The organism is Sphingobacterium sp. MAE, assembly GCF_056711605.1.
The window spans coordinates 1,788,788-1,813,517 of record NZ_CM160044.1; the positions used below are offsets into that span (position 1 = coordinate 1,788,788).

The window sequence follows — 24,730 nt, forward strand, 5'->3', positions numbered from 1 at the left end:
GTAAAATTATAGAAGGAGATACATGGGTGTTTTAATTATGGTGGCACAAGTCATTTTAGGCTTGTCAATTTTAATCGTATTGCATGAGTTAGGCCATTTTTTAGCGGCTCGAGCTTTTGGAATCAAAGTAGAGAAGTTTTATTTGTTTTTTGATGCATGGGGTGTCAAATTATTCAAATTCAAATATAAAGACTGTGAGTATGGTATAGGTTGGTTGCCTTTGGGAGGATATGTCAAGATCGCAGGTATGATCGATGAGTCCATGGATACTGAACAATTAAAAGGTGAACCTGAGGAATGGGAATTTCGTTCAAAACCAGCTTGGCAACGCTTGATCGTCATGTTGGGCGGTATTATAGTGAATGTAGTTGTGGGTGTTGTAGTTTTTTGGATGTTGACATTCAAAATGGGAACCACGGATATTAAAAACGATCAACTGGTGAATGGGATTGTTCCGGGGGAAATTGGTAAATCAATCGGCTTACAGGCGGGAGACCGTATCATGGCTATTGATGGTGTTAAAATTGTAAATTATTCGGATTTAATCAGTTCTAAGTTATTAATGGGTGGTGTTGATCTTACGGTTGAGCGTGCAGGTGTTCATACTAAAATTCACGTCCCTGCTGATATTTTAAATACTATTGCTGATAAAAAGGATGAGAAATTTATCGAACCTCGTACGAAAATGACAGCTGTTGCTGGTATTCAACCGGGTTCTGAAGCTGTAAAAATGGGCTTGATTAAAGGTGATAGTATCATCGCAGTTGATCAAACTCCAATTTTGTTTTTTGACCAGTTTAAAGATCAGCTGAATAGTAAAATTGGTAAACCAATTGAATTGAAAATCGTACGTAATGGTCAAGAACAAGCTTTAAAAGGCGTAGTTCCAAAGGATGCCATTTTAGGTTTTAATGTCAATCGTGATCAAACGATTAAAACGTTTACCATTCATTATAGTTTGATGGAATCTTTGCCAATGGGTGCAAAGAAAGCATTTACGGTGATTACCGATAATGCAAAAGGATTTGGTAAAATATTTAAAGGTGAGATTCGTGCTGATAAGGCGCTTTCAGGTCCTGTAGGAATCGCACAGTTATTTGGTACTGAAGTGGATTGGGTGCGTTTTTGGTCACTGGTAGGTATGCTGTCAATGGCTCTGGCATTTATGAATTTATTACCTATTCCAGCTTTAGATGGTGGTCATGTTGTTTTCTTATTAATAGAAATGATACAAGGAAAACCGTTAAGTGAGAAATTCTTGGAAAAAGCACAAATGGTTGGATTTTTTATCCTACTCGCTTTGATGGTGTTTATTTTCGGTAATGATATTTTTAAATTATTTAAATAGCATATCATAAACTTAATGAAACAAGGTCTTACTTCATTTGTAAGACCTTGTTTATTTTTTGATATTTGTATTATGGATGGAAAAACAAGAGCAACGATTAAACCAGGTATGTTGGTTAATATTATCTTGAAAAAAGATCAACGTTCTGGAGAGCTTACAGAAGGTATCGTAAAAGATTTATTAACTTCAGCCCCGTATCATCATAGAGGAATTAAAGTCCGTTTGATGGACGGTCAGATCGGTCGTGTGGCTGAGATTATTGAAGATGACTTTTAACGGTATTGTTCTGGTATAAAAGAGGCTTCTATCTGAGTGGATAGAAGCCTTTTTTATACCTAATCTCAGCGATTTATTGCTGTCTTCTTTTTATTCTATTCTGCAGCATATGTAAATCGTTGAATTAAATGATCGGGAATATCTTTTTCTGTAGATCAATCTTATAATTGCTTTTTAATGAACTGAAAAAGTCCTGATTGCTCGGATTATTTTGATATACCAGATAAGGAATTTCAATAATCTCTTCCTTGGTTTTGATTCTAAAATATCCAAACAATAATCCTTTTGTATTTTGAATTGACTCGATCTGTTGAACAGCTTGGACATCGCTAAGCAAATTAAAGCGATAGGTCTTCTCTGTAAGAGATTCAATCATAACATCTGCTGTTTGTTTATTGTACCAAATGACCTGACTTGTTGTCTTCTTTAAATGATTTTTAAATAGAAATAAGTAGCCCATCATATAGATTGAGATCGGCAGCAAGAACAGCAGTAGCTTGACTTTGATGATCAATGCAAGCATGATAATTAGTAAGATGGCGCCAATGCCTACATTTTTCATCACTTTTTGAGATGTGTCGGCAATGATGACTTTGGAAGTATCGATTTTTTGATAACCATTTTTGACAATAATAGCTGGACTATTACTTGCAGTAAATGATGCTGACAACTTTTTACTGATGTAGTATAATAAAAATAATATAAGTCCGGCTATTAAAATAATTTTGGTCATGACAGCTATCGGTTAATATTGTTCGTTTTGATTGGGATAATCGACTGATTTGACATCAGCAACATACTGTCCTACAGCTCCAGTTATTTCTTGATAAAGCTGTGCATACTGTCTTAAGAATTTAGGTTTAAACCCATCTGTCAGCCCAAGCATATCATTGACGACTAATACCTGTCCGTCACATTGATTTCCCGCGCCAATACCTATTGTTGGGATGTGCAGCGAAGCACTTACTTCTGCGGCTAATGCAGCAGGTATTTTTTCGAGTACAATTGCAAAGCAACCCGCTTCTTGTAGTGCTAGTGCATCTGCTTTTAGTTTTTCAGCTTCATGTTCTTCTTTAGCGCGAACACCAAAATTTCCAAATTTATTGATTGCTTGTGGAGTTAGTCCCAAATGACCACAGACAGGAATTCCTGCATTTATAATTTTTTTAATGTTGTCAATGATTTCTAGACCGCCTTCTAACTTCAGGGCATGTGCTCCAGATTCTTTCATCACACGTACTGCCGATAAATACGCTTGTTCAACACTACCTTGATATACGCCAAATGGAAGGTCGACTAAAACCATGGCTCTGTTTGTACCACGTACCACAGATGCTGCATGGTAGATCATGTGATCTAAAGTAATGGGAAGCGTTGTTTCGTAACCCGCAAAAACGTTTGCCGCTGAATCTCCTACTAAAATGATGTCGATTCCGCCTTGGTCTAGTGCCCTAGCCATAGTGAAATCATAACCGGTTAACATGGCAATTTTTTCATTGCGCTGCTTCATCTCCTGTACTTGTACTGTTGTAATACGTTTTACTTCTTTATTTACAGACATTACTGATTTATTTTAATTTAATCAAAATTAGAGAAATTCGTTGAATTAAGGTCATTAATTATTGATATTAAAATGATAGTTTAGTAATTAGGGGACTAAATTGCTTTGATTTTACTATTTTTGTGCCATGAGAGAAAACGAAACTCGCTTATTTAAATTTCCGAAATTTTCCGATCTTATTGTTTTTGAAGATGATAATTTAATTGTTATCAACAAACCACCGTTTATCGCTTCCTTGGACGAACGCGAAGGGGGGGAGATCAATATTTTACGCTTAGCAAAAAAATATTTTGCTGATGCTCAAATTTGTCACCGATTGGACAAGGAAACTTCGGGATTATTACTTATTGCTAAAAATCCAGAGACTTACCGTGCCGTCTCTATTGAATTTGAAAGACGTCGTGTCAATAAAGTATATCATGCCATTATCGCGGGAACACATACGTTTACAGATTTGAAGGTTGAATTACCAATTTTGAATCAAGGAAGTAAAAATGTATCTATAGATCGTGCTAAGGGAAAAGCTGCAACTACAATTTTTAATTCTATTCGTTATTTTAATCATTATACTTTAGTAGAGTGTAAGCCAATCACTGGTCGTATGCATCAAATTCGTATACACTTAGCGACCCAAAAAGCTGCTATTGTTGGTGATGATATGTACCATGGAAAGCCTGTTTATTTATCACAGGTTAAAAAACGAGGATTTTCATTGTCTAAAAATGAAGAGGAGCAACCGATTATGAAACGCTTTGCATTGCATTCGCGATATGTTGATTTTACGATTGATGGAAAGAGGTTTGAATTTGAGGCACCTTATCCAAAAGATTTCGCCACATTGCTTAAGCAATTAGAAAAATTTGATTCCTAAGTATATCATTCATGAATCCAAAAACTAAAAAAATAGTATTCAATTCGATCTTTGTTGTGGTCATTCTTTTATTGCTTTGGCCTACAAGTCGTGCATATTTTCAACAGGGATTGATGCGTATCGGTTTATTTAAGCCTTCTTTGGAAAAACCTAAGGAATCAGATTCGCAAGCTTTTATCGCTACGGATCACAATATTTCTTTTAAGAATGATCAGGGAGAAGTTGTTCAAATGGATGATCTTAGAGGTAAAGTGGTTTTTATCAACTTTTGGGCTACATGGTGCCCGCCTTGTATCGCTGAGATGCCATCTATTGCGACTTTATATGAGCGATTAAAAGATAATAAGGATGTTGTATTCCTTATCGTGGAGATTGAGGGGGAGTCTGAAAAGGCGAATACTTTTATGAAGGGTAAACAATTGAATTTGCCGGTTTACTATCCAAATTCTGCAATTCCAAAAGAATGGTTAGGGGGTTCTATTCCGACCACATTGATCATCAATAAGAACGGTGAAATTGAAACTAAACATGAAGGTTTAGCAGATTATTCTCGTAAAGAAGTATCTGATTTTATAATCGAATTAACAAAAAAATAAGTACAGAATAACAAGTATGACAAGAGCAGAACTTATTCAACAGATCAAAATAAAAAAATCATTTCTTTGCGTTGGTTTAGATACAGATATTACTAAAATACCTGAACATCTTTTAGCAGAAGAGGATCCAATCTACGCGTTTAATAAAGCTATCATTGATGCTACAGCAGATTTATGTGTTGCTTATAAGCCTAATATTGCATTTTACGAGAGCTATGGAATAAAAGGATGGCAATCTTTGCAGAAAACTTGGGCAGCACTTCCTAAAGATTGCCTAAGCATAGCGGATGCGAAGCGAGGTGATATTGGAAATACGTCGAAAATGTATGCGCAAGCGTTTTTTGATGAAAAACAATCGGGTTTGGGGTTTGACTCGATCACTATTGCACCCTACATGGGAAAAGATTCTGTTACTCCATTTTTAGATTTTGATGGAAAATGGGCGATTGTGCTTGCCTTAACATCTAATGAAGGAAGTTTGGATTTTCAGAATTTTCAAAATATTTCGGGATTGCAGTTGTTTGAACAGGTTATTGATAAGGTAAATACATGGGGAACGATTGAGAATCTGATGTATGTCGTTGGGGCAACGCGAGGAGAAGGATTTATTACAATTCGTGAGCATGCACCTGATCATTTCTTATTGGTTCCTGGTGTTGGCGCGCAAGGGGGATCATTGCAAGATGTATGTCAATATGGAATGAATAAGGATTGTGGACTTTTGGTCAATAGTACCCGCGGTATTATCTATGCTTCAAAGGGTCTTGATTTTGCAGAAAAGGCAAGAGAAGAAGCGCTTAAATTGCAGCAAGAAATGGAATTGGAGTTGATTAAGGCTGGAATTATCAGCTAGTTTGATATAAACTATAAGATTAAAAAGCTTCATATCGAAAGATATGAAGCTTTTTTTGTTAAATATTTTATAATTTGAGAAATGGAGATACTAAAAAATGAGGAAACATTTTACTTTATTTGGGGTTTATATATGGATTAGGTCAAGATGAGAAAAGCATATTTGCTGGCTTATTTCTTTTTTGAAGAAAAATTAAAATATCGATCAGCGGGTCAACTTCATCTTACGACAACAGGAATCTAAGTGAACAAACTTAATTTTACTATTGTAAATTATCTTTAAAGAATATTATAACTGATGAAAGGAATCAATGTACTGCTTTTGATAGGTCTAATGAGCATATGGCATGTTAGTGTTGCGCAGGAGAAAGAAGGTGCTGCTGTGCAGGTAAAACAAGTTGAGGATGTGGCTTTGGAAACAACGGGTTCTTCTCGTGATGACTCGTATCAAGTTGCATGGGATCTTTATAAGGCTGGCAAATATGACGAAGCTTTAAAACGGATCAATAAGCTTATTGATCAAGATCAAACAATCAGTGCTTATTATGAAGTGAAATGCTACATCTTAATTGGATTGAAAAGGAATGCTGATATTATTGCTACAGCTACTACAGGAATAGCATTGGATCCTGAAAATCATACTTTTTATGATATTCGTGGTAATACGTATTATTTTGATTTGAAGCCAGAATTGGCGAGATCGGATTATCAGCGCGTGCTTCAGTTGGAGAAAAATAACGCGCGATATTACAATAACTATTTGAAGCTATTGAATGAGATGCGTAAAGATGATGAACTCATAAATGTATTTACACTTTTTGAAAATAATCTGAAAAATGGGGAAGAGATGGCTGAACCACAATTTGTAGCTGATGTTTATTTTTATGGTGCTTTAGCATTTCAACGGCAAAAAAATAATTTAAGAGCTATTGAACTTCTAGATAAAGCAATTGAAAACTCTCCTAAAGCAGCTATGTATTATAATAATAGAGGTTTGATTTTTCAAGATATGGATAAGCTATTACAAGCAAAGAAAGATTTGGATCGAGCTATTGAGTTGGACATCAATAATCCAGTCTATTATGAGAATAGATATTCTGTTTTATTTGATTTGAAGAAATATCAGGACGCTCAAAATGATTTATTAAAAGTGATTAGTTTGGGTAATTCTGATTTGGATATCTATGCTGGATTGGCATTGACTTACGATGTGCTAAATAATTATGCAAAAGCAGCTGAATATTATGACTTGGTGTTGCAAAAAAGTCCAAAACAAAGAATGATACTGGGTAACTATGCTTATGCTTTATTTGAGCTCAATCAAATTCCAAAGTCAATTGAAATGTTTGAACGTGCGCATGCGCTGGACCCTTCTGAAATAGATGTATTAGTTGGATTAGTTGTGTTATATCATCTTGACGGTAAGGATGCTAAATCGGAGGAAGTGATAACAGCGATTAAAATGAAAACTACTTACTCAGCAACGAAAAATTTATTGGATATTCTTGAGAAAGGAGATTACAGATTTACATCGAAATTTAAATCTGTATGGGGAAAACTGTTTTAAATATGAAAGTATCTATCGGCGTATGGTTTTAAGTTATAAAAGTGTTGAAATTAATTTGATAGAATTGATGAGCTAGTTGATTTTTATTGGAATAAAAGAAATGGATGCTTTTTATAGCAAATTGCGTATTTTGAGTTGATTTAAGTCAAATTTCCATTCTATAAATTCATATCTAATGTGTAACTTTGCGCCATGCCAGAAAAAATTATAATTCTTGACTTTGGTTCGCAATACACGCAATTAATCGCGCGTCGTGTAAGAGAACTTAACGTATATTGTGAAATTCATCCTTTCAACAACTTGCCTGAATTTGATGAGACTGTAAAAGGAGTAATCCTTTCGGGAAGTCCATATTCAGTAAGACAAGAGGATGCTCCTCAAATTGATTTTAATTCAATTCAAGAGCGTTTTCCTTTGCTAGGTGTATGTTATGGTGCACAATATATCGCTCAAAAATCAGGAGGTGAGGTCTTACCTTCGGAGATCCGTGAATACGGGCGTGCAAATTTGCAATTTGTGAATGCTGAGAATGAATTATTAGCAGGTGTACCCGTTCAGTCTCAAGTATGGATGTCACATGGTGATACGATCAAAGAAGTTCCTTCAAATTTTGAAATTATAGCTAGTACGGATAAAGTTCGTGTTGCTGCTTATCATGTTTTAGGAACACGAACTTATGGTATTCAATTTCACCCTGAAGTAACGCATAGCACTGATGGCGTAGTTTTATTAAAAAACTTTGTTGTCGGAATCTGTGGATGTGCTCAAGAGTGGACTCCAGATGCTTTTGCTGAAACTAGTATTGCTTCTTTGAAAGCTGAATTAGGTGAAGACCATGTAATATTGGCACTGTCAGGTGGGGTTGATTCTACGGTAGCTGCTGTATTGTTACATCAAGCAATTGGAAAAAACCTACACTGTATATTTGTGGATCATGGTTTGTTACGTAAAGGTGAGTTTGAGCAGGTATTGGATTCATACAAAAATATGGGTCTTAATATTAAAGGTATCAACGCGAAAGAATTATTCTTTGGTCGCTTAGCTGGTATTTCTGATCCGGAACAAAAACGTAAAATCATTGGTAATTCTTTTATCGATGTATTTGATGAGGCTGCAAAAGAAATTCAAAAAGAATTACCTGAGGGTGTTGAGGCTAAATGGTTGGGCCAAGGTACTATATATCCAGATATTATTGAATCGGTATCGGTAAAAGGTCCTTCTGCAACTATTAAATCACATCATAATGTGGGTGGTTTGCCTGATTTCATGAAGCTGAAAGTGGTAGAGCCTTTAAAAACCTTATTTAAGGATGAGGTCAGACGTGTTGGTAAAACATTAGGTGTTGATCCTGCAATTTTGGGAAGACATCCATTTCCGGGTCCAGGATTAGCGATACGTATATTAGGTGATATCACAGAAGATCGCGTTCGTATTGTTCAGGAAGCAGATGATATTTTTATCCGTAACTTGAAAGAAGCGGGATGGTATGATAAAGTTTGGCAAGCTGGCACGATTTTTCTTCCTGTTCGTTCTGTAGGTGTTATGGGTGATGAACGTACTTATGAGCATGTGGTTAGTTTACGTGCTGTAGGTTCATTGGATGGCATGACTGCAGATTGGATTCACTTACCTTATGACTTGTTGGCTAAAATTTCAAATGAAATTATCAACCACGTTAAAGGAATTAATAGAGTTGTATATGATATCAGTTCAAAACCACCAGCGACGATTGAGTGGGAATAAAATAGTTCTTGCAGTAGCATTGGCATTAAGTCTTTCAAGCTGTACGACAAAAAAAATAGGCGTACTTCGCTCACCTTCTAGTAAAGGTGAGCAGAGTACTTCATCTAATAATGGTGCAATAACTGCTGCAAAACAGGCAGAAGAAGCCAAAAAACTCGAAGCTACTAAAGCGAGTGAAAGCCTTAAAAGACAAAAATCTATTGCTCTTCTTTTACCTTTTCAATTGAACCGTATCTCTGGTATGCGTCCTACAGCAGAGGATGTCAAAAGATCAGCATTAGCATTGGATTTTTATCAGGGTTTTCAACTTGGCTTAGAGGAATTAGGTGAGCAGGGAAATAAATTTAATTTGCAGGTGGTTGATTCTGAAGATGATAACTATAGAAACTCATCATTAGCAACATCGAATGTTGTTAAAAATGCAAGTTTAATTGTTGGACCTGTTTATCCAAAAGAGATTAAAGCTTTTTCACAATCTTTTAAAAATAAAAGCATCTTACAAATATCTCCTTTAGCGGCAACTTTAGCTTCTGAATTTGGTATCCCAAATTTAGTGTCGTTGACACCTTCTATTCGTGCGCATTCTGAAATCATGGCCAAGTATGTTTCAAAGGAATATGCTTATGGTGATATGGTATTGGTATATAATGTGCAAGATGCGGATAGTAAGCAGTTCTTGGATAATTTTGTTTCAGAGGCTCTTGGTTATAATAAAAGCCTACAGATAAAAGTTGTTACTTCTATAGCAGAGTTAAATGATAACTTAGTGATAGCTGGAACGAATCATATCGTATGTGGTACGACAAATAGAAACCAAATTAGAGCATTACTAGCCAATATGGATGTGCATAGTAGTGAATCGGGCTATGCTTTTAAATTGTACGGTCATCCAAATTGGGCTAAACTTTCTTTTGAAGACTATGCTAATATAGATCGTTATGAATTAACCGTGACGACCTCGACATTGGTTGATGAGGGGGCGGAAAAGACCCGGAAATTTGATCTTAAATATAAGACTAAATTTAAAGTGGCACCATCTGATTTTTCGTATAAAGGATATGATGCGGCTATTTATTTTGGTGGCCTGATTGCTAAATACGGTGACGATTATGTTCAACATGTGGTCAAAGAGACTTATTCTGGAATTAATAATGATTTTAGTTTTGATTATTTTCCGGAATGGGGGTATGTGAATAGAGGAATACGATTTATGGTATATCGTAATAATAATTTTGATAGGAAGTAATAGATGAGTGATTTTAGTGAAAAGAGAGTTCAGCAGCAAATTCGTAATTTTGAAAGAGCACTGGATGGTTATGAGGGGAATGAACCGTTTGCACGTTATCTTACTTCATTTTTCAAAATTAATAAACAAATGGGATCAAAGGACCGTAAGTGGACTTCCCGATTGTGTTACAACTATTTTCGATTAGGGAAAGGTGCGAAGCAGCTTTCTCAGCACAAGAGACTGATAATAGCAGAATATCTTTGTGAGACGGAAAGTCCATTTGTTGCTTTATTTGAACCGGATTGGAATATAGCGCTATCTCTAAATGATAAATTGACATTTTTAAAAGAGCTTCAATTATTACAAGTTGCTGATGTTTTTCCTTTTAAAGATGAGCTATCTAATGCCATAGATCAAGATGATTTTATTCAGAATCAATTTATCCAACCTGATTTATTTATTCGGGTGAAACGTGGTAAAGAAAAGTTTGTAAAAGCTGTTTTTGAATCAGAGGGGATAAGTTATCAATTTATTTCGGACCAGATTATTGCATTGTCAAATGGTACATCATTGCAGCGCTTTAAAGATCTCGATGGTGTAATTGAAGTACAAGATTTATCATCACAGCGTACTCTGAACTTTATGGATGCTTCTCCAAAAGAAAACTGGTGGGATGCTTGTGCTGCCTCGGGTGGTAAGGCTCTGTTGTTTCTTGATGCGCATCCAAAGACTAACTTACTTGTTTCAGATGTTCGTATGAGTATCTTGCGGAACTTGGATGAGCGTTTTGAACGTGCGGGAATACGAGATTATCGAAAGAAAATAGTGGATCTAACAAAAGATACTACTCCGATTTTGGGTGCAGAGCTTTTTGATGGAATTATTTTGGACGCTCCTTGTACGGGTTCTGGTACCTGGGGACGTAGTCCTGAGAATATCACTTATTTTAATGCAAGGAAAATTAATGAATTTGCTTCATTACAAAAGGAAATTGCAAGGAATGTATCTCAGCACCTTAAAGTAGGCAAACCACTTATATATATCACCTGTTCTGTTTTTGGAAAGGAGAATGAAGAGGTTATTGCATATATTCAAAAAGAATTAGAATACGCGCTTGAATCATATCAAGTCTTAAAGGGCTATTATGAAAAGGCGGATAGTATGTTTGTTGCTCGGTTAATCAAGATGTAATTTACTAAACTATATTATTTAAGGAGCCATTTGTATCTATCAAATGGCTTTTGTTTTTTGAGACATTTTGATAGGTAATAAATGGATAGCTAGTGCTGCTTTTGCCTATCTCCACAACATTGTACTTCAATCGAAAGCGTTTTGAAACTTCTAAATTTGAGGATTAAAATGAGTGAGTTACTATTTTTATAATAGCTGAGATAATAGGTTATACCAGTAGACTGATGCTGTTTATTGATGATCGCCCACTGGTATAGGTATCATCTTATTCGCATTTGCCAGGAACGACTAATACCGGACATGTTGCTTTTCTAATGACTGCCTCTGAAACGGAACCAGATATAAAATGGTCAAAACCAGTCCGGCCATTAGATCCCATGACGATCAGATCTGCTGACCATTCATGTGAAGTGGCCAGTATTTCTTCTTTTACAGATCCAATTCTATTGAATAGGAAAACCTCACTGGCACCTACAAATTCTTGTCCTAGTTCTTCGAGGTATTTTTGTGCATTTTGCTGTTCTATTTCTGATACCTCAGGTATAATAATAGGCTGTTGTCCTAATAGCGGATCAGCTCCATAGCTTGCTGGTGAAGTGGGAGAGGTGACGGTCACTAATGCAACTGAAGTTTCAAATTTCTTTACCATCTCTTTAGCATATGCAATGGCCTTGTGTGAACAGGGTTCATCGTCCACAGCGACTAATATTCTAGTTATTTTTACGACATTGGTATCCATGGTTGTGATATTAAAGTTTATTTTCGTATTATATATATTAATAACCTGAATATACGCATTTTTGTTTTTATAAATATGGAATTTGGAATATGTAATTTGACAATCGTTCCTCTTCGTGCAGAAGCTGCACATCGAAGCGAAATGGTTTCACAACTATTATTTGGTGAGACTTTTGAAATCATAACAAAATCAAAAGATTGGACCAAAATCAGTACTACAGCTGATGGTTATAACGGTTGGATACAAAATGGTCAGTTTTTGACGGTAGATGATCAAGGTTATCAGCACTATCAATCTTTAGCAATCATGCGTGTCGGATTTGAGGGAGGCTTTCTTACTCATCGTGATTATGCTATTCAGCTTTTACATGGAACTCATGTGAGAGCATCTTTTGCTTATTTTGATGCGGAAAATATACAAGATTTTGTTGGTCAGGAATTGCGATATGGCGCAGTAGATTTTCAGGATCAGGTCGCACTGCTAGCGAAGAGCTATTGGGATGTGCCTTACCTGTGGGGCGGCCGTTCTAAATTTGGGATCGATTGTTCTGGTTTTTCACAGTTGATCTATCAGTCATTTGGAGTGTCTTTGCCTCGTGATGCATATCAGCAGGTTGAATTGGGGGAAACGGTTGACTTTTTGTCTGAGATTAAGGTTGGTGATTTGGCATTTTTTGATAATGAGGAAGGTCGGATCAATCATGTCGGTATCATGCTGGATTCTGAAACGATCATTCATGCCTCTGCCCGTGTACGTATTGACAGGATGGATCAGGAAGGTATATTTAATCAGGAATTAAATAGATATACCCATAGACTACGAATTGTCAAACGTTATATATAAATAATTAAGGGTCGGTGTAGCTACACCGACCCTTAATTATTGTATAATGAATACGATTAGAATTTGAAAGTCAAACCAAATTTAGCAGTATCAAAGAAGTTGTTGAAACTGTTGATGTTTGCATTGAATTCATTTGAAGATTTTGCGCCGTCAACATCAACTTTTTTGCTGTTGAATGACAATAAGTTTGTTAAACCAAAGTTGATTGCGATGTTTTCTGTTACAAAGTAGTTAACACCTAATCCAGCTCCAGCACCAAATCCTTTTGTTTTAGCGATATCTGTTGTCGTTGTACCATTGTTGATTTCACCACCGAATTGGTTGTAACCAGCTGACAATTGTGCATACGTTTTGAAACGTGGGCTTAAATCTAAGAAGTAGTAACGACCATAAGCTCCAATTCCAAAATTGTTATTTTTAACATAAGTATCCGCAGTTGCTGAATAATCTGTGTTTTTTGAATTACCAATATTGAAATCTAAACCAACTGCAACTTTATCTGATACAAAATAACCAACAGATGGATTGAAATTGAATGTACTTGTTTTTTTCTCTGTTTCTTTGTTATTCGTTGTATTTGCTGATAAATTACCTTCTACAATAAAATCAGTTTTTTTGAAACCAAATTCTTGAGCTTGAGATGCAAAAGTTAAACCAGCAACTGCTGTTAGTGTAAGTAATAATTTTTTCATTTTTTTAAAAGTTTGTTTTTTAAGCATAGCCAAACCTTTTGACTATTTGATTCATAATATCAATATGAATACCAATCGCATTTAAAAATGTCATGAAAATGTATTAAGAAATTATGTGAATCGTAATTTAAACACTATCAGAGTTTTAAAAATTGACATTATGAAAAAATAAATATTATAAAATTTTCACTTTGATACTGATTTAACTTTTTGTGAAATAATGTCAGTTTGTATGCTGACATAAAAAAAGACCATATGTCAGTGCTGACATATGGTCTTAAGTATAGGGTATACGATTTACTATTTAATCGAAATATTCTTTGATCCGCTCAAAGAAAGATTTTTCAGATTTGCCCGGTTGAGGCTTGAAATTTGGAGATTCTTTCAATTTTTCTAAGATTTCTTTCTCATCCGAAGAAACTGCTTTTGGAGTCCAAATATTTACATAAATAAGTTGATCACCTTTATGATAAGAATTGACTTCAGGAATACCTTTTCCTTTAAGTCTTAGGATTTTGCCTGCTTGTGTTCCTGGATCAATTTTAATTTTTGCTTTGCCATCGATAGTGGGAACTTCAACACTTGTTCCTAATGTAGCATCTACAAAATTGATGTAAAGATCATAAATAACATTCAGACCATCTCTTTTCAATGCTTCATGTGGAATTTCTTCAACTAGAATGATTAGATCTCCTGCAATTCCACCCCGAGGTGCAGCATTACCTTTACCACTCATCGACAATTGCATTCCTTCACTTACACCAGCAGGAATGTTTATGGCGATAGTTTCCTCACCTCTTTCTAATCCTTCGCCTCTACATGTTGTACATTTAGCAGTAATCTCTACACCTTCTCCGTTACAAGTAGGACAAGTGCTAGTTGTCTGCATTTGACCTAAAATGGTATTGGTGACACGTCTCACTGATCCTGAACCGCCACAAGTATTACAAGTATGAAAAGATGATTTGTCTTTTGCCCCACTGCCGTCGCAAGTATGACAGTTTACCTGTTTATTTACTTTTACTTTTTTTTCTACGCCTTTGGCAATTTCTTCCAGTGTTAACTTTACTTTGATGCGAAGATTTGTACCTCTTGCCACACGGCGACCACCTCTAGCGCTTCCGCCACCGCCACCGAAGAAACTTTCGAAAGGATGACCACCTCCACCAAATATATCTCCAAATTGGCTAAATATGTCGTCCATATTCATGCCACCACCATAACCGCCACCTGAAGCAGAGTTACCAGCATGACCAAATTGGTCATAGCGTTGTTTTTTCTGAGGATTGCTTAAGACATCATATGCTTCAGCAGCCTCTTTAAATTTTTCTTCAGCTTCATGATCACCAGGGTTTTTATCCGGGTGATATTTCACGGCTAGTTTACGATAGGCAGATTTAATTTCTTTTTCATCTGCACCACGAGCTACACCTAATATATCGTAATAATCTCTTTTTGACATCTTTTTTATCTTATTGACCTATAATTACCTTTGCATGACGGATTACTTTATCATTTAAATAGTAACCTTTTTCAATAACATCAATAACTTTATTTTTTAAATCTGGGGTAGGAGCTGGAATTGCTGTAATTGCTTCTTGTAGGTCTGCATCGAATTCTTTACCTAATACATCCATTTCTTTTAAGCCCTGTTGCTCCAAAGTTTGTCTGAATTTATTATTGACGATATCTATACCTGTTTTTATTGATTCAACGTCTGTAGCTGTCTCCATTGCTTTTAAGGCTCTGTCAAAGTCATCTACTGTTGATAATAATTTTGTGATGACATCTTTTCCAGCAGATTGAATCAATTCAACCCGTTCTTTACTTGTACGTTTTCTGTAGTTGTCAAATTCAGCTGATAAACGAATATATTTATCTTTTGATTCTGCTAATTCAGCATTTAATTTCTCCTCAACAGAAAGTTCAATTGTTTCTTCTTGATTTTCTGTCGTATTATCCTCAATAGGATCTTGAATCGTCTCGTTATTATTCTCTTGTTCGCTCATTTCTTCTAAATTCTATGTTGGAAACTAATGTTCTTTCTTTAAAATCTAAATACAGTCAAAGTTGTTGCCAAAATAGAAAAATCCGACAGCTTGTCAGTAACCCAAGAATTGGACTAACAAAATGTCGGACGATAAGGTTTTCTGTCAGTTTTGACAGGCTATATTTCTACTTGATCTACCAGTACTCCATCGGCTGTTTTTATGATACGGGCTGGCATATTACGAATGATTTGGTAATCGTGAGTTGCCATTAAAATAGCCGTTCCTGATGAAGCAATATCACGTAAAAGCAAAACAATTTCTTCTGAAGTGGCAGGGTCTAGATTACCTGTTGGTTCATCGGCCAAAATAATTTCTGGATTGTTGAGTAATGCACGGGCGATAACGATACGTTGCTGCTCACCTCCTGAAAGCTCATGCGGCATTTTCTTTAATTTTGAGCGAAGACCTACTTTTTCTAACACATCAAGCATACGGTGCTCAATTTGTGTTTTATCTTTCCAGCCTGTTGCTCTCAGGGCGAATTCTAAATTTTTCTCTACCGAACGATCTGATAACAAATGAAAGTCTTGAAAAACGATTCCTAATTTACGTCTTAGATAAGGGACATCATTTTCATGCAGTTTTTTAAGATCAAATCCTGCAATTAATCCTTCACCATTTCCAATATATAGATCGCCATAAATAATTTTAAGTAAGCTACTTTTCCCACTCCCTGATTGACCAATGAGGTAAAGGAATTCGCCTTTATTAATATTCAAATTTACATTTGATAATACCAAATGTTTTTGTTGATAGATATCGACGTTTTTTAATGTGATTACTGTATTTCCAGACATTGAACTATAATTCTAATTTTTTTATTTGTCCAAATGGCAAGTCCTTTACCATTTGCATAATATACTCTGACTTATCTCCAAGACCGATTTTGTCTAATGATTTGTCAGGTCGATCTACCCTGAAATATGCTAAAAGAGTGAATGAATCATCTCTTAATTGAACATAATCCGGGATTTTGGCGACTCCTTTTACTTTGATTATATACATCTACTTACAAAGTTAGTACTTTTTATTTCAAATACTCTTCTACGAATATAAGGCTATGCTTATTGGTTTGCAAATAAAAAATCGAGCGTATTGACTCCATCGGCATAATCATCCAACGCCGGGTTTTGACTTGCTCCAAATTTAAAAGAAGGTGTTTTTATTGCTAACGGCATCTCTGATGTCACACATTGTAATCGATCTGCTATAATATCTAAGTATTGGGTTAAATCATTAACATTTTCATACTCATCGAAATAAATGACTGCTAGTGGTGATGCTATTTTATCATCTTTTTTTAATAATAAAAATCCATTATCATAATGTTTGTCTGCATTGATCAGGTAAATGGATTTATTATAATCGTAATTGTTATTGTATTTGAAATGTGTGTTTACTTTTTCAAATGATGCTATTCCTTCGTAAAAGTGACTGATGTCATAGTCTTTAGGAACAAATACTTTAGAAACGGAACGGCAGCCTAGACCAAAATAATCAAATATATCATGACCGAGTGCTTTTAGTTGATCTGGAGACTCGTTGCCCGTTAGTACAGCGACACTGTTTCTGTTTTTTCTTATAATATTTGGTTTTTTTCCAAAATAATGTTCGAAATAGCGTGAAGAATTATCTGAACCTGTGGCAATGACTAAATCAAAATTTGTTAATCGCTCTACTAATTCTACTTTATCTTTGAAGCGTGGCTCTAATTCAATCAATTTTTGTATCACATAGGTGGTCAAATGTGCATCGTCTGATGAAACTTTTATTTTGGCTTTAAATCCTGCTGCTAATACACACAAAATATCATGGAAACCCACTAATGGTATATTTCCAGCTAGCACAAGGCCTACAATTTGATCACTTTCAATATCAGGATAGGGTGCCATCCAGTTTTCAAGTCTTTGAATTTCTAAATTAGCTTTCCAAGAATCAAAGGCCTTAGTAACATGTTCTGCAGTGTACCAGGCATTTTTATGCTGAGCAGCAGTTATTAATTCTTGTAGTTCTGTATTATCTGTATGGAATAAGTTTGCAAGTTTTGCAAAACCTTCTAATCGTTGTTTCTTTGTCAAAATGTGAAAATTAATAAACATGTATACACAAATTTGTTTTATATTTGTGTTGTCAATACACAATCAGCAAACCAAATTACTATATTTTAAACGTGTAAAATGATCTGATTGTATAAATGACAGTACAAAAATAGTTTTTTATCATAATTTTGAGGTTATAAATGGCGATTAAAATTACAGACGAGTGTATTAACTGTGGTGCTTGCGAACCGGAGTGCCCGAATAATGCAATATATGACGCTGGAGTGAGTTGGAAATTCTCAGATGGAACGGCATTAGATGGAGTTATAGATTTTGGAGATGGAGTTACGTTAGATGCTAACGATTCTCAAGCTGCAGTGTCAGATGAAGTATATTACATTGTTTCAGACAAATGTACAGAGTGTGTTGGTTTTCATGATGAACCACAATGTGCAGCAGTTTGTCCGGTTGACTGTTGTGTCGACGATGAAGAAGTTCGAGAATCACAAGAAGAGTTATTAGCGAAGAAAGCTTGGCTACATGCTGAATAAAAAGTATTGCTTTTAAAATATTATTTCGAAAAAGGTAGAATATTCAAATATTCTACCTTTTTTTATGACCACATGTTTGCATTTAGTTTGAAGTTATGGTAATACTGCCATATTTATATTTGTGAAAGACTAGTATTTTTTTATTTTTGTACTTTACCTTTATAATAGTGTGCCGATGTATAAATCAAAAATGGGGCTAATTACCCTTGTTTCGGTAACAATTGCAGCAATTATTGCGATATGTTACGAATTTAGTTGGGTCAATTTTTCTCCATCATTTTTAATGGCAGTAAGATGGATTGTTGCCACTGTGTTAATAGCGAATGCTTTGGTTCGAAAAAATCTAACGACCTGGATTTTGACTTGTATGATCTTAGGTATTTTCGTGGGTCTGGATTTTCCTAATATTGCTATTTCATTACAACCATTGAGTAAAGGCTTTATCAAGTTGGTCAAGACAATTGTCGGTCCAATTTTATTTGCGACCTTAGTCTATGGTATAGCTGGTCACTCTGATTTGAAACAAGTCGGTCGGATGGCATGGAAATCCATGTTGTATTTTTTCTGCGCAACGACTTGTGCTATTTTTATTGGACTTGGGGCCATCAATTTGACAAAAGCAGGTGTGGGTGTTGATGTCGCGCATATGCCACATGAAGAATTGCCGAAGACTCATATTAGTAATGATGCCGATATTTTAGCTTCATTGCCCGAACATGTACATCCTGTATACAAGTTTACCGCCTTTTTTAGAGATCTTTTCCCTGAGAATATCGTTAAAGCAGTGTATGATAATCAGGTGCTTCAAATCGTAGTCTTTTCTGTTTTATTTGGAATTGGCTTAGCTATGGTCGACGAAAAGAAAAGAAAACCTTTAGTCGATTTTACAGAAAGCTTGTCTGAAACCATGTTTAAATTTACGAATTTGATCATGTATTTTGCACCTATTGGGGTGGGGGCAGCTATGGCTTTTACAGTTGGACATCTTGGTGTGGATATTCTGAAAAACCTATTTATGCTCTTAGCAACGCTATATTTGGCATTAATTGGTTTTATGTGTTTCGTTTTGTTGCCTGTTGCATTATATTTAAAAATTCCAATACTGAAGTTTATCAATGCAATTAAAGAACCTGTCTCCATCGCTTTTGCAACGACAAGTTCTGATGCTGCTTTGCCAAAGGCTATGTCGGCCATGGAAAAATTTGGTGTGCCACGCAAGATTGTATCTTTTGTTATACCAACAGGGTATAGTTTCAATTTAGATGGTACTTCATTGTACCTGTCGTTGGCGGCTATATTTGTTGCGCAGGCGGCTGGAATACACTTGAGTTTTGGAGAACAATTAATGATTGCTTTTACATTGATGATCACGTCCAAAGGAGTTGCTGCTGTACCACGTGCTTCCCTTATTATTTTAATAGCGACGGCTGATCAGTTTGGTTTACCAACATTTGTGATTGCGGCTATTTTGGGAATAGATGAACTGATGGATATGGCTAGAACTTCGGTAAATGTAATTGGTAACTGTTTAGCGACAGTGGTAGTAGCCAAATGGGAAGGAGAGTTCGATGAAGAAGCACCATATCGTGATGATCACGAACAACCTGAATTAGAGCGCTAATAGGATATTTATCATCATAACAAAGGGTCTTACATCATCTTGTAAGACCCTTTGTTATGATAACAGGTCACCATCGACATAATACCATATTCCTTCAGTTTGTTTAAAACGGGATATCTCGTGATGAATTTGAAGATTTAGTTGGGCGTCTAAATAGTGGGCTTCGAACTCTACTGTATTTATATTTGTTCGTACTATTTGGAGCTGCAACCATTTCGATTCCTCTGCCCATTTTTGGATTTCTTTTTTATTTTGAAAACCACGTGTCGCAACATAAAAGCTTTCGTATAAAAAGTTAATATCTTGAACGGCAAAAGCGCTGTATCTTGCACGCATAAGCTGTTCGGCAGTTTGTGCTTGCTTTTGATCAAGATGAATTCTCATGCAGCAATCTTCATATGGCTGCCGATTGCCGCAGTAGCACGTGGTATTTTGTGTTGTCAATGGATGATGGATTTAAATGTCTAACAAAGATAAAAAATGATTCTTTCTATTCGTTTTGATGTGGATAAATTTTTAACCAAATAAAATGCTGAATTTTTTATTATTCTTTACACATTCATGTAAAATTTAATTTTAATTGATTGATGATGAGGCTGTTTTTATATTTTTAACAAATGTTAACATCTTGTCGTTAATCTTCTTTTCAGTACTTGAGTCCTACTTATAAATAAATTGAAAAATATTAAAATAATGGGAGGAGCAGCTATGAAAAAATTAGTTTACTTAACGATATTAGTTGGCGGTTTGTTTTTTGTAAAGCCTGCTGCAGCACAAGTTAATGTTAGTATTAACATTGGAAATCAACCTTCATGGGGACCGGTAGGTTATGATTATGTTCGTTATTACTACATTCCTGAAATTAATGTCTACTACGATGTGATCAACCGACGATATACACATTATCATGGCCGAAGATGGGTCACGAGCAGAAATTTACCTGCGAGATATCGTAACTTTAATTTTTATAATACTTATAAAGTAGTTGTTAATGATCGAGATCCTTGGAGACATCATGATCGTTATAGAAGAGATTATGGACATTATGCAAATCGTAGAAACCAAGTTAGCATAAGGGATTATAGAGGTGACCACGATCGTCCACGTCACAATGCCCGATATGATAATCATCGTGTGGAACGCCGCAATGATCATAGAGGAGATCGGCAAGATCATCGAAAATCCGAAAAAAGAAATGATAAAAAAAACCACGATCGCCGCTCAGATAGGGGCGAAGGGCATGGAAGAAGATAAAGGTTAATTTTTGATGTGTTTATTAGAAAGAGAGGAAATGAAAATTTCCTCTTTTTTGTTATTCAATGAGCTAAATAGGATATGCGGTTTCACTTTTGGTTTCAGATAAGACGAAATAGGTTTGTACCGTATTGACATGTGGAAGAACCGCGAGTCTATATCTTAAGAATTCATGATAAGCTTGCATATCTTTAGTGGCTATGCGAAGCATAAAATCATATGACCCCGCCATTTGATAGCATTCCATGACTTCTGGAAATTTTGCTACTTCTTTTTCAAATTCATTCAAAACTTCCGCGGTATGTGCTTTTAAGAATACCTGAGAGAATGAAATCAAACCCATATTAATTTTTTGCCGGTCAAGAATTGCAACAGTCTTTTTGATATAGCCTTGCTGTTTTAATTTTTTAACACGTTCATAGATTGCAGCAATAGATTTGTGTAAACGGAATGCGAGTTCTTTATTACTTAGGGTTGCATCGTGCTGTAATATTCTTAATAATTTGATATCTGTATCATCGAGGTGCATATGTATTTTTTATTGATATTGATGAAATATGAACATCTGTTTTGTATTTTTTATTAAATATATCAATTTTTCAATAAAATTTATCGATGTTATTCATTTGTGTTGAATATTATTTTGTTTTAACTCAATTTTGGTGATAATATGGAGGGTGTGTATGCATGACCTCTTTATGATTAAAAAATAATTGATCATGGTTAACGAATTGATGTTTAGTAAGTGTTTATCTCCAGAACTCGATAGTAGATTTAAACATTTATGGTGTTTAGTGGGCAATACACCAATGTTGGAATTGCAATACACATATAAAGGTAAGGCTGGAAAGATTTATGTGAAATGTGAAAACTATAATTTAACTGGTAGTATTAAAGATCGTATGGCTTTATACATTATGTATAAGGCATATATGAATTGCCAAATAGATCCTAAAGATGTGATTATCGAAGCCACCAGTGGCAATACAGGTATTTCTTTTTCTGCTATTGGTAAAGCTTTGGGACACCAGGTAAAGATCATCATGCCCAATTGGTTGAGTAAAGAGCGTATCGATATTATTAAAAGTATGGGTGCAGATATTCAATTGGTAAGTAAAGAAGAAGGTGGTTTTTTGGGTAGTATCCAGTTGAGTGAGGAATTAGCTAAAAAGGGTGGTGTATTCTTGCCTAGGCAATTTGAAAATCAATTTAATGCCGAAGCGCATGAATTTACTACTGGTCGAGAGATTGGTCTTCAACTTGCCTCAAAGGGTCTTGTTGCAGATGCATTTGTAGCTGGTGTAGGTACAGGTGGGACGGTAATGGGGGTAGGACGCCATCTTCGTAGTCTTAATCCTCACGTCAAGATTCATCCTCTTGAGCCTGCAGAGAGTCCGACCTTGTCAACTGGACACAAAGTTGGTTCGCATCGTATTCAAGGGATTTCAGATGAATTTATTCCTGCTATTGTAAAATTGGATGAGCTTGATGAGGTGATTGCTGCTTCGGACGGAGATTCTATTATTATGGCTCAAAAATTAGCGAAGGAATTGGGGTTAGCAGTAGGGATTTCTTCAGGAGCTAATGTGATAGGTGCCATTAAACTGAAACAAAAACTAGGGAATGATGCCATTGTGGTGACCTTACTTTGTGATGATAATAAAAAATATTTAAGTACTGATCTAGTTAAAGAGCAACCCGTTATTGATGGGTATATCTCTACAGATCTTTCTTTTACGGGATTTCAACCGATTAGTAGATTGACAAAGTCTCTTTTCAATACTGAACCTGTATAGTGTTTGTTTCAGCCTAATGGGATATTGGGCAGTATATTTATGTTAAGTAGAATCTGATACAATGGGAGTACTCCCATTGTTGTCAGGTTTAACCAATTGCAATTTGTCGCTCGACATTATTATTTAATTATTTATGAAAAGTTTAATCGTAAAATTATTGCTGTTAATAGCCTTCTGTCCTATTTTTGCCCAAGCTCAAGAAACTGATACTTTATTGAAAATGGATGAATTGGAATTTGTGGATGGAAGTGTTAGTGAAGCTCAGACGGATACTGTAGTCTCTGATACGACACAGGTTGTTCGCAAGAGTGAGGCCATAATCTCAAATTCGGGGACTAAAGGTGGTGATTCTCTTTTTGGTATATTTTTAGCAGGATTTATTGGTGGATTTGCTGCATTACTTATGCCTTGTATATTTCCAATGTTACCGCTTACGGTCAGCTTTTTTACCAAAGGCAGTCAAAATCGCTCAAAGTCTTTTATCCGGGCTTTATTTTATGGGATTTCTATTATTGTAATTTATGTGGTTCTTGGCTTGGCAGTGACGATGATCTTTGGTTCTGATGCGCTCAATGCTTTGTCAACGAATGGTATTTTTAATTTCTTTTTCTTTTTGATGCTGATCGCTTTTGGAGCTTCTTTTTTAGGAGCGTTTGAAATTAGTCTTCCAAGTTCTTGGGTGAATAAAATGGATGCAAAATCTGATGAAGGAGGGTGGGCAGGTATATTTTTTATGGCTGCTACCTTGGCTTTGGTGTCATTTTCTTGTACTGGACCCATTATAGGTACTTTGTTGGTGCAGGCTGCTACGAGTGGTGCACTTTTAGGTCCTGCTGTAGGGATGTTTGGTTTTTCGCTAGCTTTGGCTATACCATTCGCATTATTTGCCTTATTTCCAAGTGCTATGAAGGCGATGCCAAAATCTGGTGGTTGGTTGAATAGTGTGAAAGTCGTATTGGGATTCTTAGAATTAGCTTTTGCGCTTAAATTCCTTTCTAATGTTGATTTGGCATACCACTGGAATTGGTTCGACCGTGAAGTTTTCTTGTCATTGTGGATTGTTATATTTGGTTTGATGGGCTTTTATTTACTTGGGAAAATCAAATTTTCTCATGATAGCAACTTGCCTTATTTATCTGTTTTACGTACTTTTTTCGCAATCATCGTTTTATCATTTACAGTTTATATGATTCCTGGATTGTGGGGTGCACCATTGAAATCCATTTCTGCATTCTTACCGCCACAGAGTACACAGGATTTTGACTTGAATCAAGCATCTGGAGGTACGACTCGACAGGTAGCAGATGTGTCTAATCGCAAGTATGCAGATCTATTTCATGCTCCGCTTGGATTAAATGTGTTCTTTGATTATGAAGAGGGGATGGAATATGCTAAAGCTCAAAAGAAAATGGTGATGCTTGACTTTACTGGGCATGCTTGCGTCAATTGTCGTAAAATGGAGGCTAATGTCTGGACAGATCCACAAGTTCTTTCTTTTTTGACGAATAATGTCATTATTATCCAACTTTATGTGGACGATCGTACAGAATTAGCTGTGGAAGATCAACAAAAAACGAGTGCAGGTAAATTATTAAAAACGATAGGAAGTAAATGGAGTTATTTGCAAGCGAGCCAATTTGAATCTAACTCACAACCTTTTTATGTTTTAATGAACTCGTCGAATCGTCAGGTTTTGGTCAAGCCTAAGGGTGCTGATTATGATCCTATTACTTATTTAAATTATTTGAATGAGGGTCTAGCAGCTTTTGTGAAATCAAATTAGCTTTGGATGACTAATCTGATGAAAAATGTTTTTATTCTTGACGAAAAAAGATTTCATAAAATTGGATTACTGATAAATTTAATCTTACTTTTACATCGTTAAAACCACTACGTTTCAAATATTGGTTT

26 protein-coding genes are annotated in these 24,730 nt (G+C 35.6%); 15 read left to right on the forward strand and 11 right to left on the reverse strand.

Annotated elements, in window-relative coordinates:
* Positions 1-22 precede the first annotated feature (22 nt).
* On the forward strand, positions 23-1,348 hold the full coding sequence (gene rseP / locus AC06G9_RS07535) for an RIP metalloprotease RseP (RefSeq protein WP_045752829.1): 1,326 nt from the start codon (positions 23-25) through the stop codon (positions 1,346-1,348).
* 72 nt (positions 1,349-1,420) lie between these two features.
* Positions 1,421-1,624, forward strand: coding sequence for a YwbE family protein (locus AC06G9_RS07540; RefSeq protein WP_038697238.1), 204 nt, complete (start codon positions 1,421-1,423; stop codon positions 1,622-1,624).
* 124 nt (positions 1,625-1,748) lie between these two features.
* Here the strand turns inward: AC06G9_RS07540 and AC06G9_RS07545 are convergent, their stop codons facing one another.
* Complete coding sequence (locus AC06G9_RS07545) at positions 1,749-2,357, reverse strand: hypothetical protein (protein ID WP_045752828.1); 609 nt, start codon at positions 2,355-2,357, stop codon at positions 1,749-1,751.
* Positions 2,358-2,369: 12 nt separating this feature from the next.
* Positions 2,370-3,185 carry a 3-methyl-2-oxobutanoate hydroxymethyltransferase gene (gene panB / locus AC06G9_RS07550; RefSeq protein WP_045752827.1) on the reverse strand — a complete coding sequence of 272 codons (816 nt, stop codon included), beginning with the start codon at positions 3,183-3,185 and terminating at the stop codon, positions 2,370-2,372.
* Between the two features lie 127 nt (positions 3,186-3,312).
* Here panB and AC06G9_RS07555 point away from each other — a divergent pair, with 127 nt between their 5' ends.
* The 7 genes from AC06G9_RS07555 to AC06G9_RS07585 all read left to right on the forward strand — a co-directional run bounded on the left by AC06G9_RS07555 (position 3,313) and on the right by AC06G9_RS07585 (position 11,233).
* Positions 3,313-4,056, forward strand: a complete 744-nt coding sequence (locus tag AC06G9_RS07555; RefSeq protein WP_045752826.1) for an RluA family pseudouridine synthase — start codon at positions 3,313-3,315, stop codon at positions 4,054-4,056.
* An 11-nt stretch (positions 4,057-4,067) separates the two neighbouring features.
* Positions 4,068-4,652 carry a TlpA family protein disulfide reductase gene (locus tag AC06G9_RS07560; protein WP_045752825.1) on the forward strand — a complete coding sequence of 195 codons (585 nt, stop codon included), beginning with the start codon at positions 4,068-4,070 and terminating at the stop codon, positions 4,650-4,652.
* Between the two features lie 16 nt (positions 4,653-4,668).
* Entirely contained in the window at positions 4,669-5,505 is an 837-nt protein-coding gene (gene pyrF / locus AC06G9_RS07565) for an orotidine-5'-phosphate decarboxylase (RefSeq protein WP_045752824.1), read from the forward strand.
* Positions 5,506-5,802: 297 nt separating this feature from the next.
* Positions 5,803-7,071, forward strand: coding sequence for a tetratricopeptide repeat protein (locus AC06G9_RS07570; RefSeq protein ID WP_480957812.1), 1,269 nt, complete (start codon positions 5,803-5,805; stop codon positions 7,069-7,071).
* A 192-nt stretch (positions 7,072-7,263) separates the two neighbouring features.
* The gene (gene guaA / locus AC06G9_RS07575; protein WP_346575355.1) at positions 7,264-8,814 is read left to right on the forward strand and encodes a glutamine-hydrolyzing GMP synthase; all 1,551 of its coding nucleotides are present in this window, start codon (positions 7,264-7,266) and stop codon (positions 8,812-8,814) included.
* Positions 8,771-10,060, forward strand: a complete 1,290-nt coding sequence (locus AC06G9_RS07580) for an ABC transporter substrate-binding protein (RefSeq protein WP_248754207.1) — start codon at positions 8,771-8,773, stop codon at positions 10,058-10,060. The genes guaA and AC06G9_RS07580 overlap by 44 nt, the downstream gene beginning before the upstream one ends.
* 3 nt (positions 10,061-10,063) lie before the next feature.
* Positions 10,064-11,233 carry an RsmB/NOP family class I SAM-dependent RNA methyltransferase gene (locus tag AC06G9_RS07585; protein WP_480957813.1) on the forward strand — a complete coding sequence of 390 codons (1,170 nt, stop codon included), beginning with the start codon at positions 10,064-10,066 and terminating at the stop codon, positions 11,231-11,233.
* 265 nt (positions 11,234-11,498) lie between these two features.
* Here the strand turns inward: AC06G9_RS07585 and AC06G9_RS07590 are convergent, their stop codons facing one another.
* Positions 11,499-11,972 carry a universal stress protein gene (locus AC06G9_RS07590; RefSeq protein ID WP_045752819.1) on the reverse strand — a complete coding sequence of 158 codons (474 nt, stop codon included), beginning with the start codon at positions 11,970-11,972 and terminating at the stop codon, positions 11,499-11,501.
* Positions 11,973-12,047: 75 nt separating this feature from the next.
* On the opposite strand from AC06G9_RS07590, the gene AC06G9_RS07595 reads away from it, so the two are divergent.
* Positions 12,048-12,815, forward strand: a complete 768-nt coding sequence (locus AC06G9_RS07595) for a C40 family peptidase (protein WP_480957814.1) — start codon at positions 12,048-12,050, stop codon at positions 12,813-12,815.
* Between the two features lie 56 nt (positions 12,816-12,871).
* Here AC06G9_RS07595 and AC06G9_RS07600 read toward each other — a convergent pair whose 3' ends face one another.
* From AC06G9_RS07600 to AC06G9_RS07625, 6 genes are all read right to left on the reverse strand, one after another.
* On the reverse strand, positions 12,872-13,507 hold the full coding sequence (locus AC06G9_RS07600; RefSeq protein WP_045755293.1) for an outer membrane beta-barrel protein: 636 nt from the start codon (positions 13,505-13,507) through the stop codon (positions 12,872-12,874).
* 304 nt (positions 13,508-13,811) lie between these two features.
* A complete protein-coding gene (gene dnaJ / locus AC06G9_RS07605) occupies positions 13,812-14,969 on the reverse strand; it encodes a molecular chaperone DnaJ (protein ID WP_094773625.1) in 1,158 nt (385 codons plus the stop codon).
* Between the two features lie 10 nt (positions 14,970-14,979).
* Positions 14,980-15,516 (reverse strand): nucleotide exchange factor GrpE, encoded by a 537-nt coding sequence (locus AC06G9_RS07610; RefSeq protein WP_045752694.1) that lies wholly within the window; start codon positions 15,514-15,516, stop codon positions 14,980-14,982.
* A gap of 158 nt (positions 15,517-15,674) precedes the next feature.
* Positions 15,675-16,355, reverse strand: coding sequence for a cell division ATP-binding protein FtsE (locus AC06G9_RS07615; protein WP_045752693.1), 681 nt, complete (start codon positions 16,353-16,355; stop codon positions 15,675-15,677).
* A gap of 4 nt (positions 16,356-16,359) precedes the next feature.
* Positions 16,360-16,563: a hypothetical protein gene (locus AC06G9_RS07620; protein WP_045752692.1), complete on the reverse strand. Its 204-nt coding sequence runs from the start codon at positions 16,561-16,563 to the stop codon at positions 16,360-16,362.
* Between the two features lie 59 nt (positions 16,564-16,622).
* Entirely contained in the window at positions 16,623-17,636 is a 1,014-nt protein-coding gene (locus tag AC06G9_RS07625; RefSeq protein WP_480957815.1) for an acyl-CoA reductase, read from the reverse strand.
* Positions 17,637-17,797: 161 nt separating this feature from the next.
* Between AC06G9_RS07625 and AC06G9_RS07630 the strand changes: the two genes are divergently transcribed.
* Both AC06G9_RS07630 and AC06G9_RS07635 read left to right on the forward strand, forming a co-directional pair.
* Complete coding sequence (locus tag AC06G9_RS07630; protein ID WP_045752691.1) at positions 17,798-18,148, forward strand: 4Fe-4S binding protein; 351 nt, start codon at positions 17,798-17,800, stop codon at positions 18,146-18,148.
* A 175-nt stretch (positions 18,149-18,323) separates the two neighbouring features.
* The gene (locus AC06G9_RS07635; protein ID WP_045752690.1) at positions 18,324-19,769 is read left to right on the forward strand and encodes a dicarboxylate/amino acid:cation symporter; all 1,446 of its coding nucleotides are present in this window, start codon (positions 18,324-18,326) and stop codon (positions 19,767-19,769) included.
* Positions 19,770-19,823: 54 nt separating this feature from the next.
* Here AC06G9_RS07635 and AC06G9_RS07640 read toward each other — a convergent pair whose 3' ends face one another.
* A complete protein-coding gene (locus AC06G9_RS07640; RefSeq protein WP_248754205.1) occupies positions 19,824-20,153 on the reverse strand; it encodes a YchJ family protein in 330 nt (109 codons plus the stop codon).
* A gap of 324 nt (positions 20,154-20,477) precedes the next feature.
* Here AC06G9_RS07640 and AC06G9_RS07645 point away from each other — a divergent pair, with 324 nt between their 5' ends.
* A complete protein-coding gene (locus AC06G9_RS07645) occupies positions 20,478-21,023 on the forward strand; it encodes a hypothetical protein (RefSeq protein ID WP_045755257.1) in 546 nt (181 codons plus the stop codon).
* A 70-nt stretch (positions 21,024-21,093) separates the two neighbouring features.
* Here the strand turns inward: AC06G9_RS07645 and AC06G9_RS07650 are convergent, their stop codons facing one another.
* A complete protein-coding gene (locus tag AC06G9_RS07650; protein ID WP_045752688.1) occupies positions 21,094-21,552 on the reverse strand; it encodes an Lrp/AsnC family transcriptional regulator in 459 nt (152 codons plus the stop codon).
* A 190-nt stretch (positions 21,553-21,742) separates the two neighbouring features.
* On the opposite strand from AC06G9_RS07650, the gene AC06G9_RS07655 reads away from it, so the two are divergent.
* Positions 21,743-22,819, forward strand: coding sequence for a PLP-dependent cysteine synthase family protein (locus AC06G9_RS07655; RefSeq protein WP_045752687.1), 1,077 nt, complete (start codon positions 21,743-21,745; stop codon positions 22,817-22,819).
* Between the two features lie 133 nt (positions 22,820-22,952).
* Positions 22,953-24,602 (forward strand): protein-disulfide reductase DsbD family protein, encoded by a 1,650-nt coding sequence (locus AC06G9_RS07660; protein ID WP_480957816.1) that lies wholly within the window; start codon positions 22,953-22,955, stop codon positions 24,600-24,602.
* Positions 24,603-24,730: the final 128 nt, after the last annotated feature.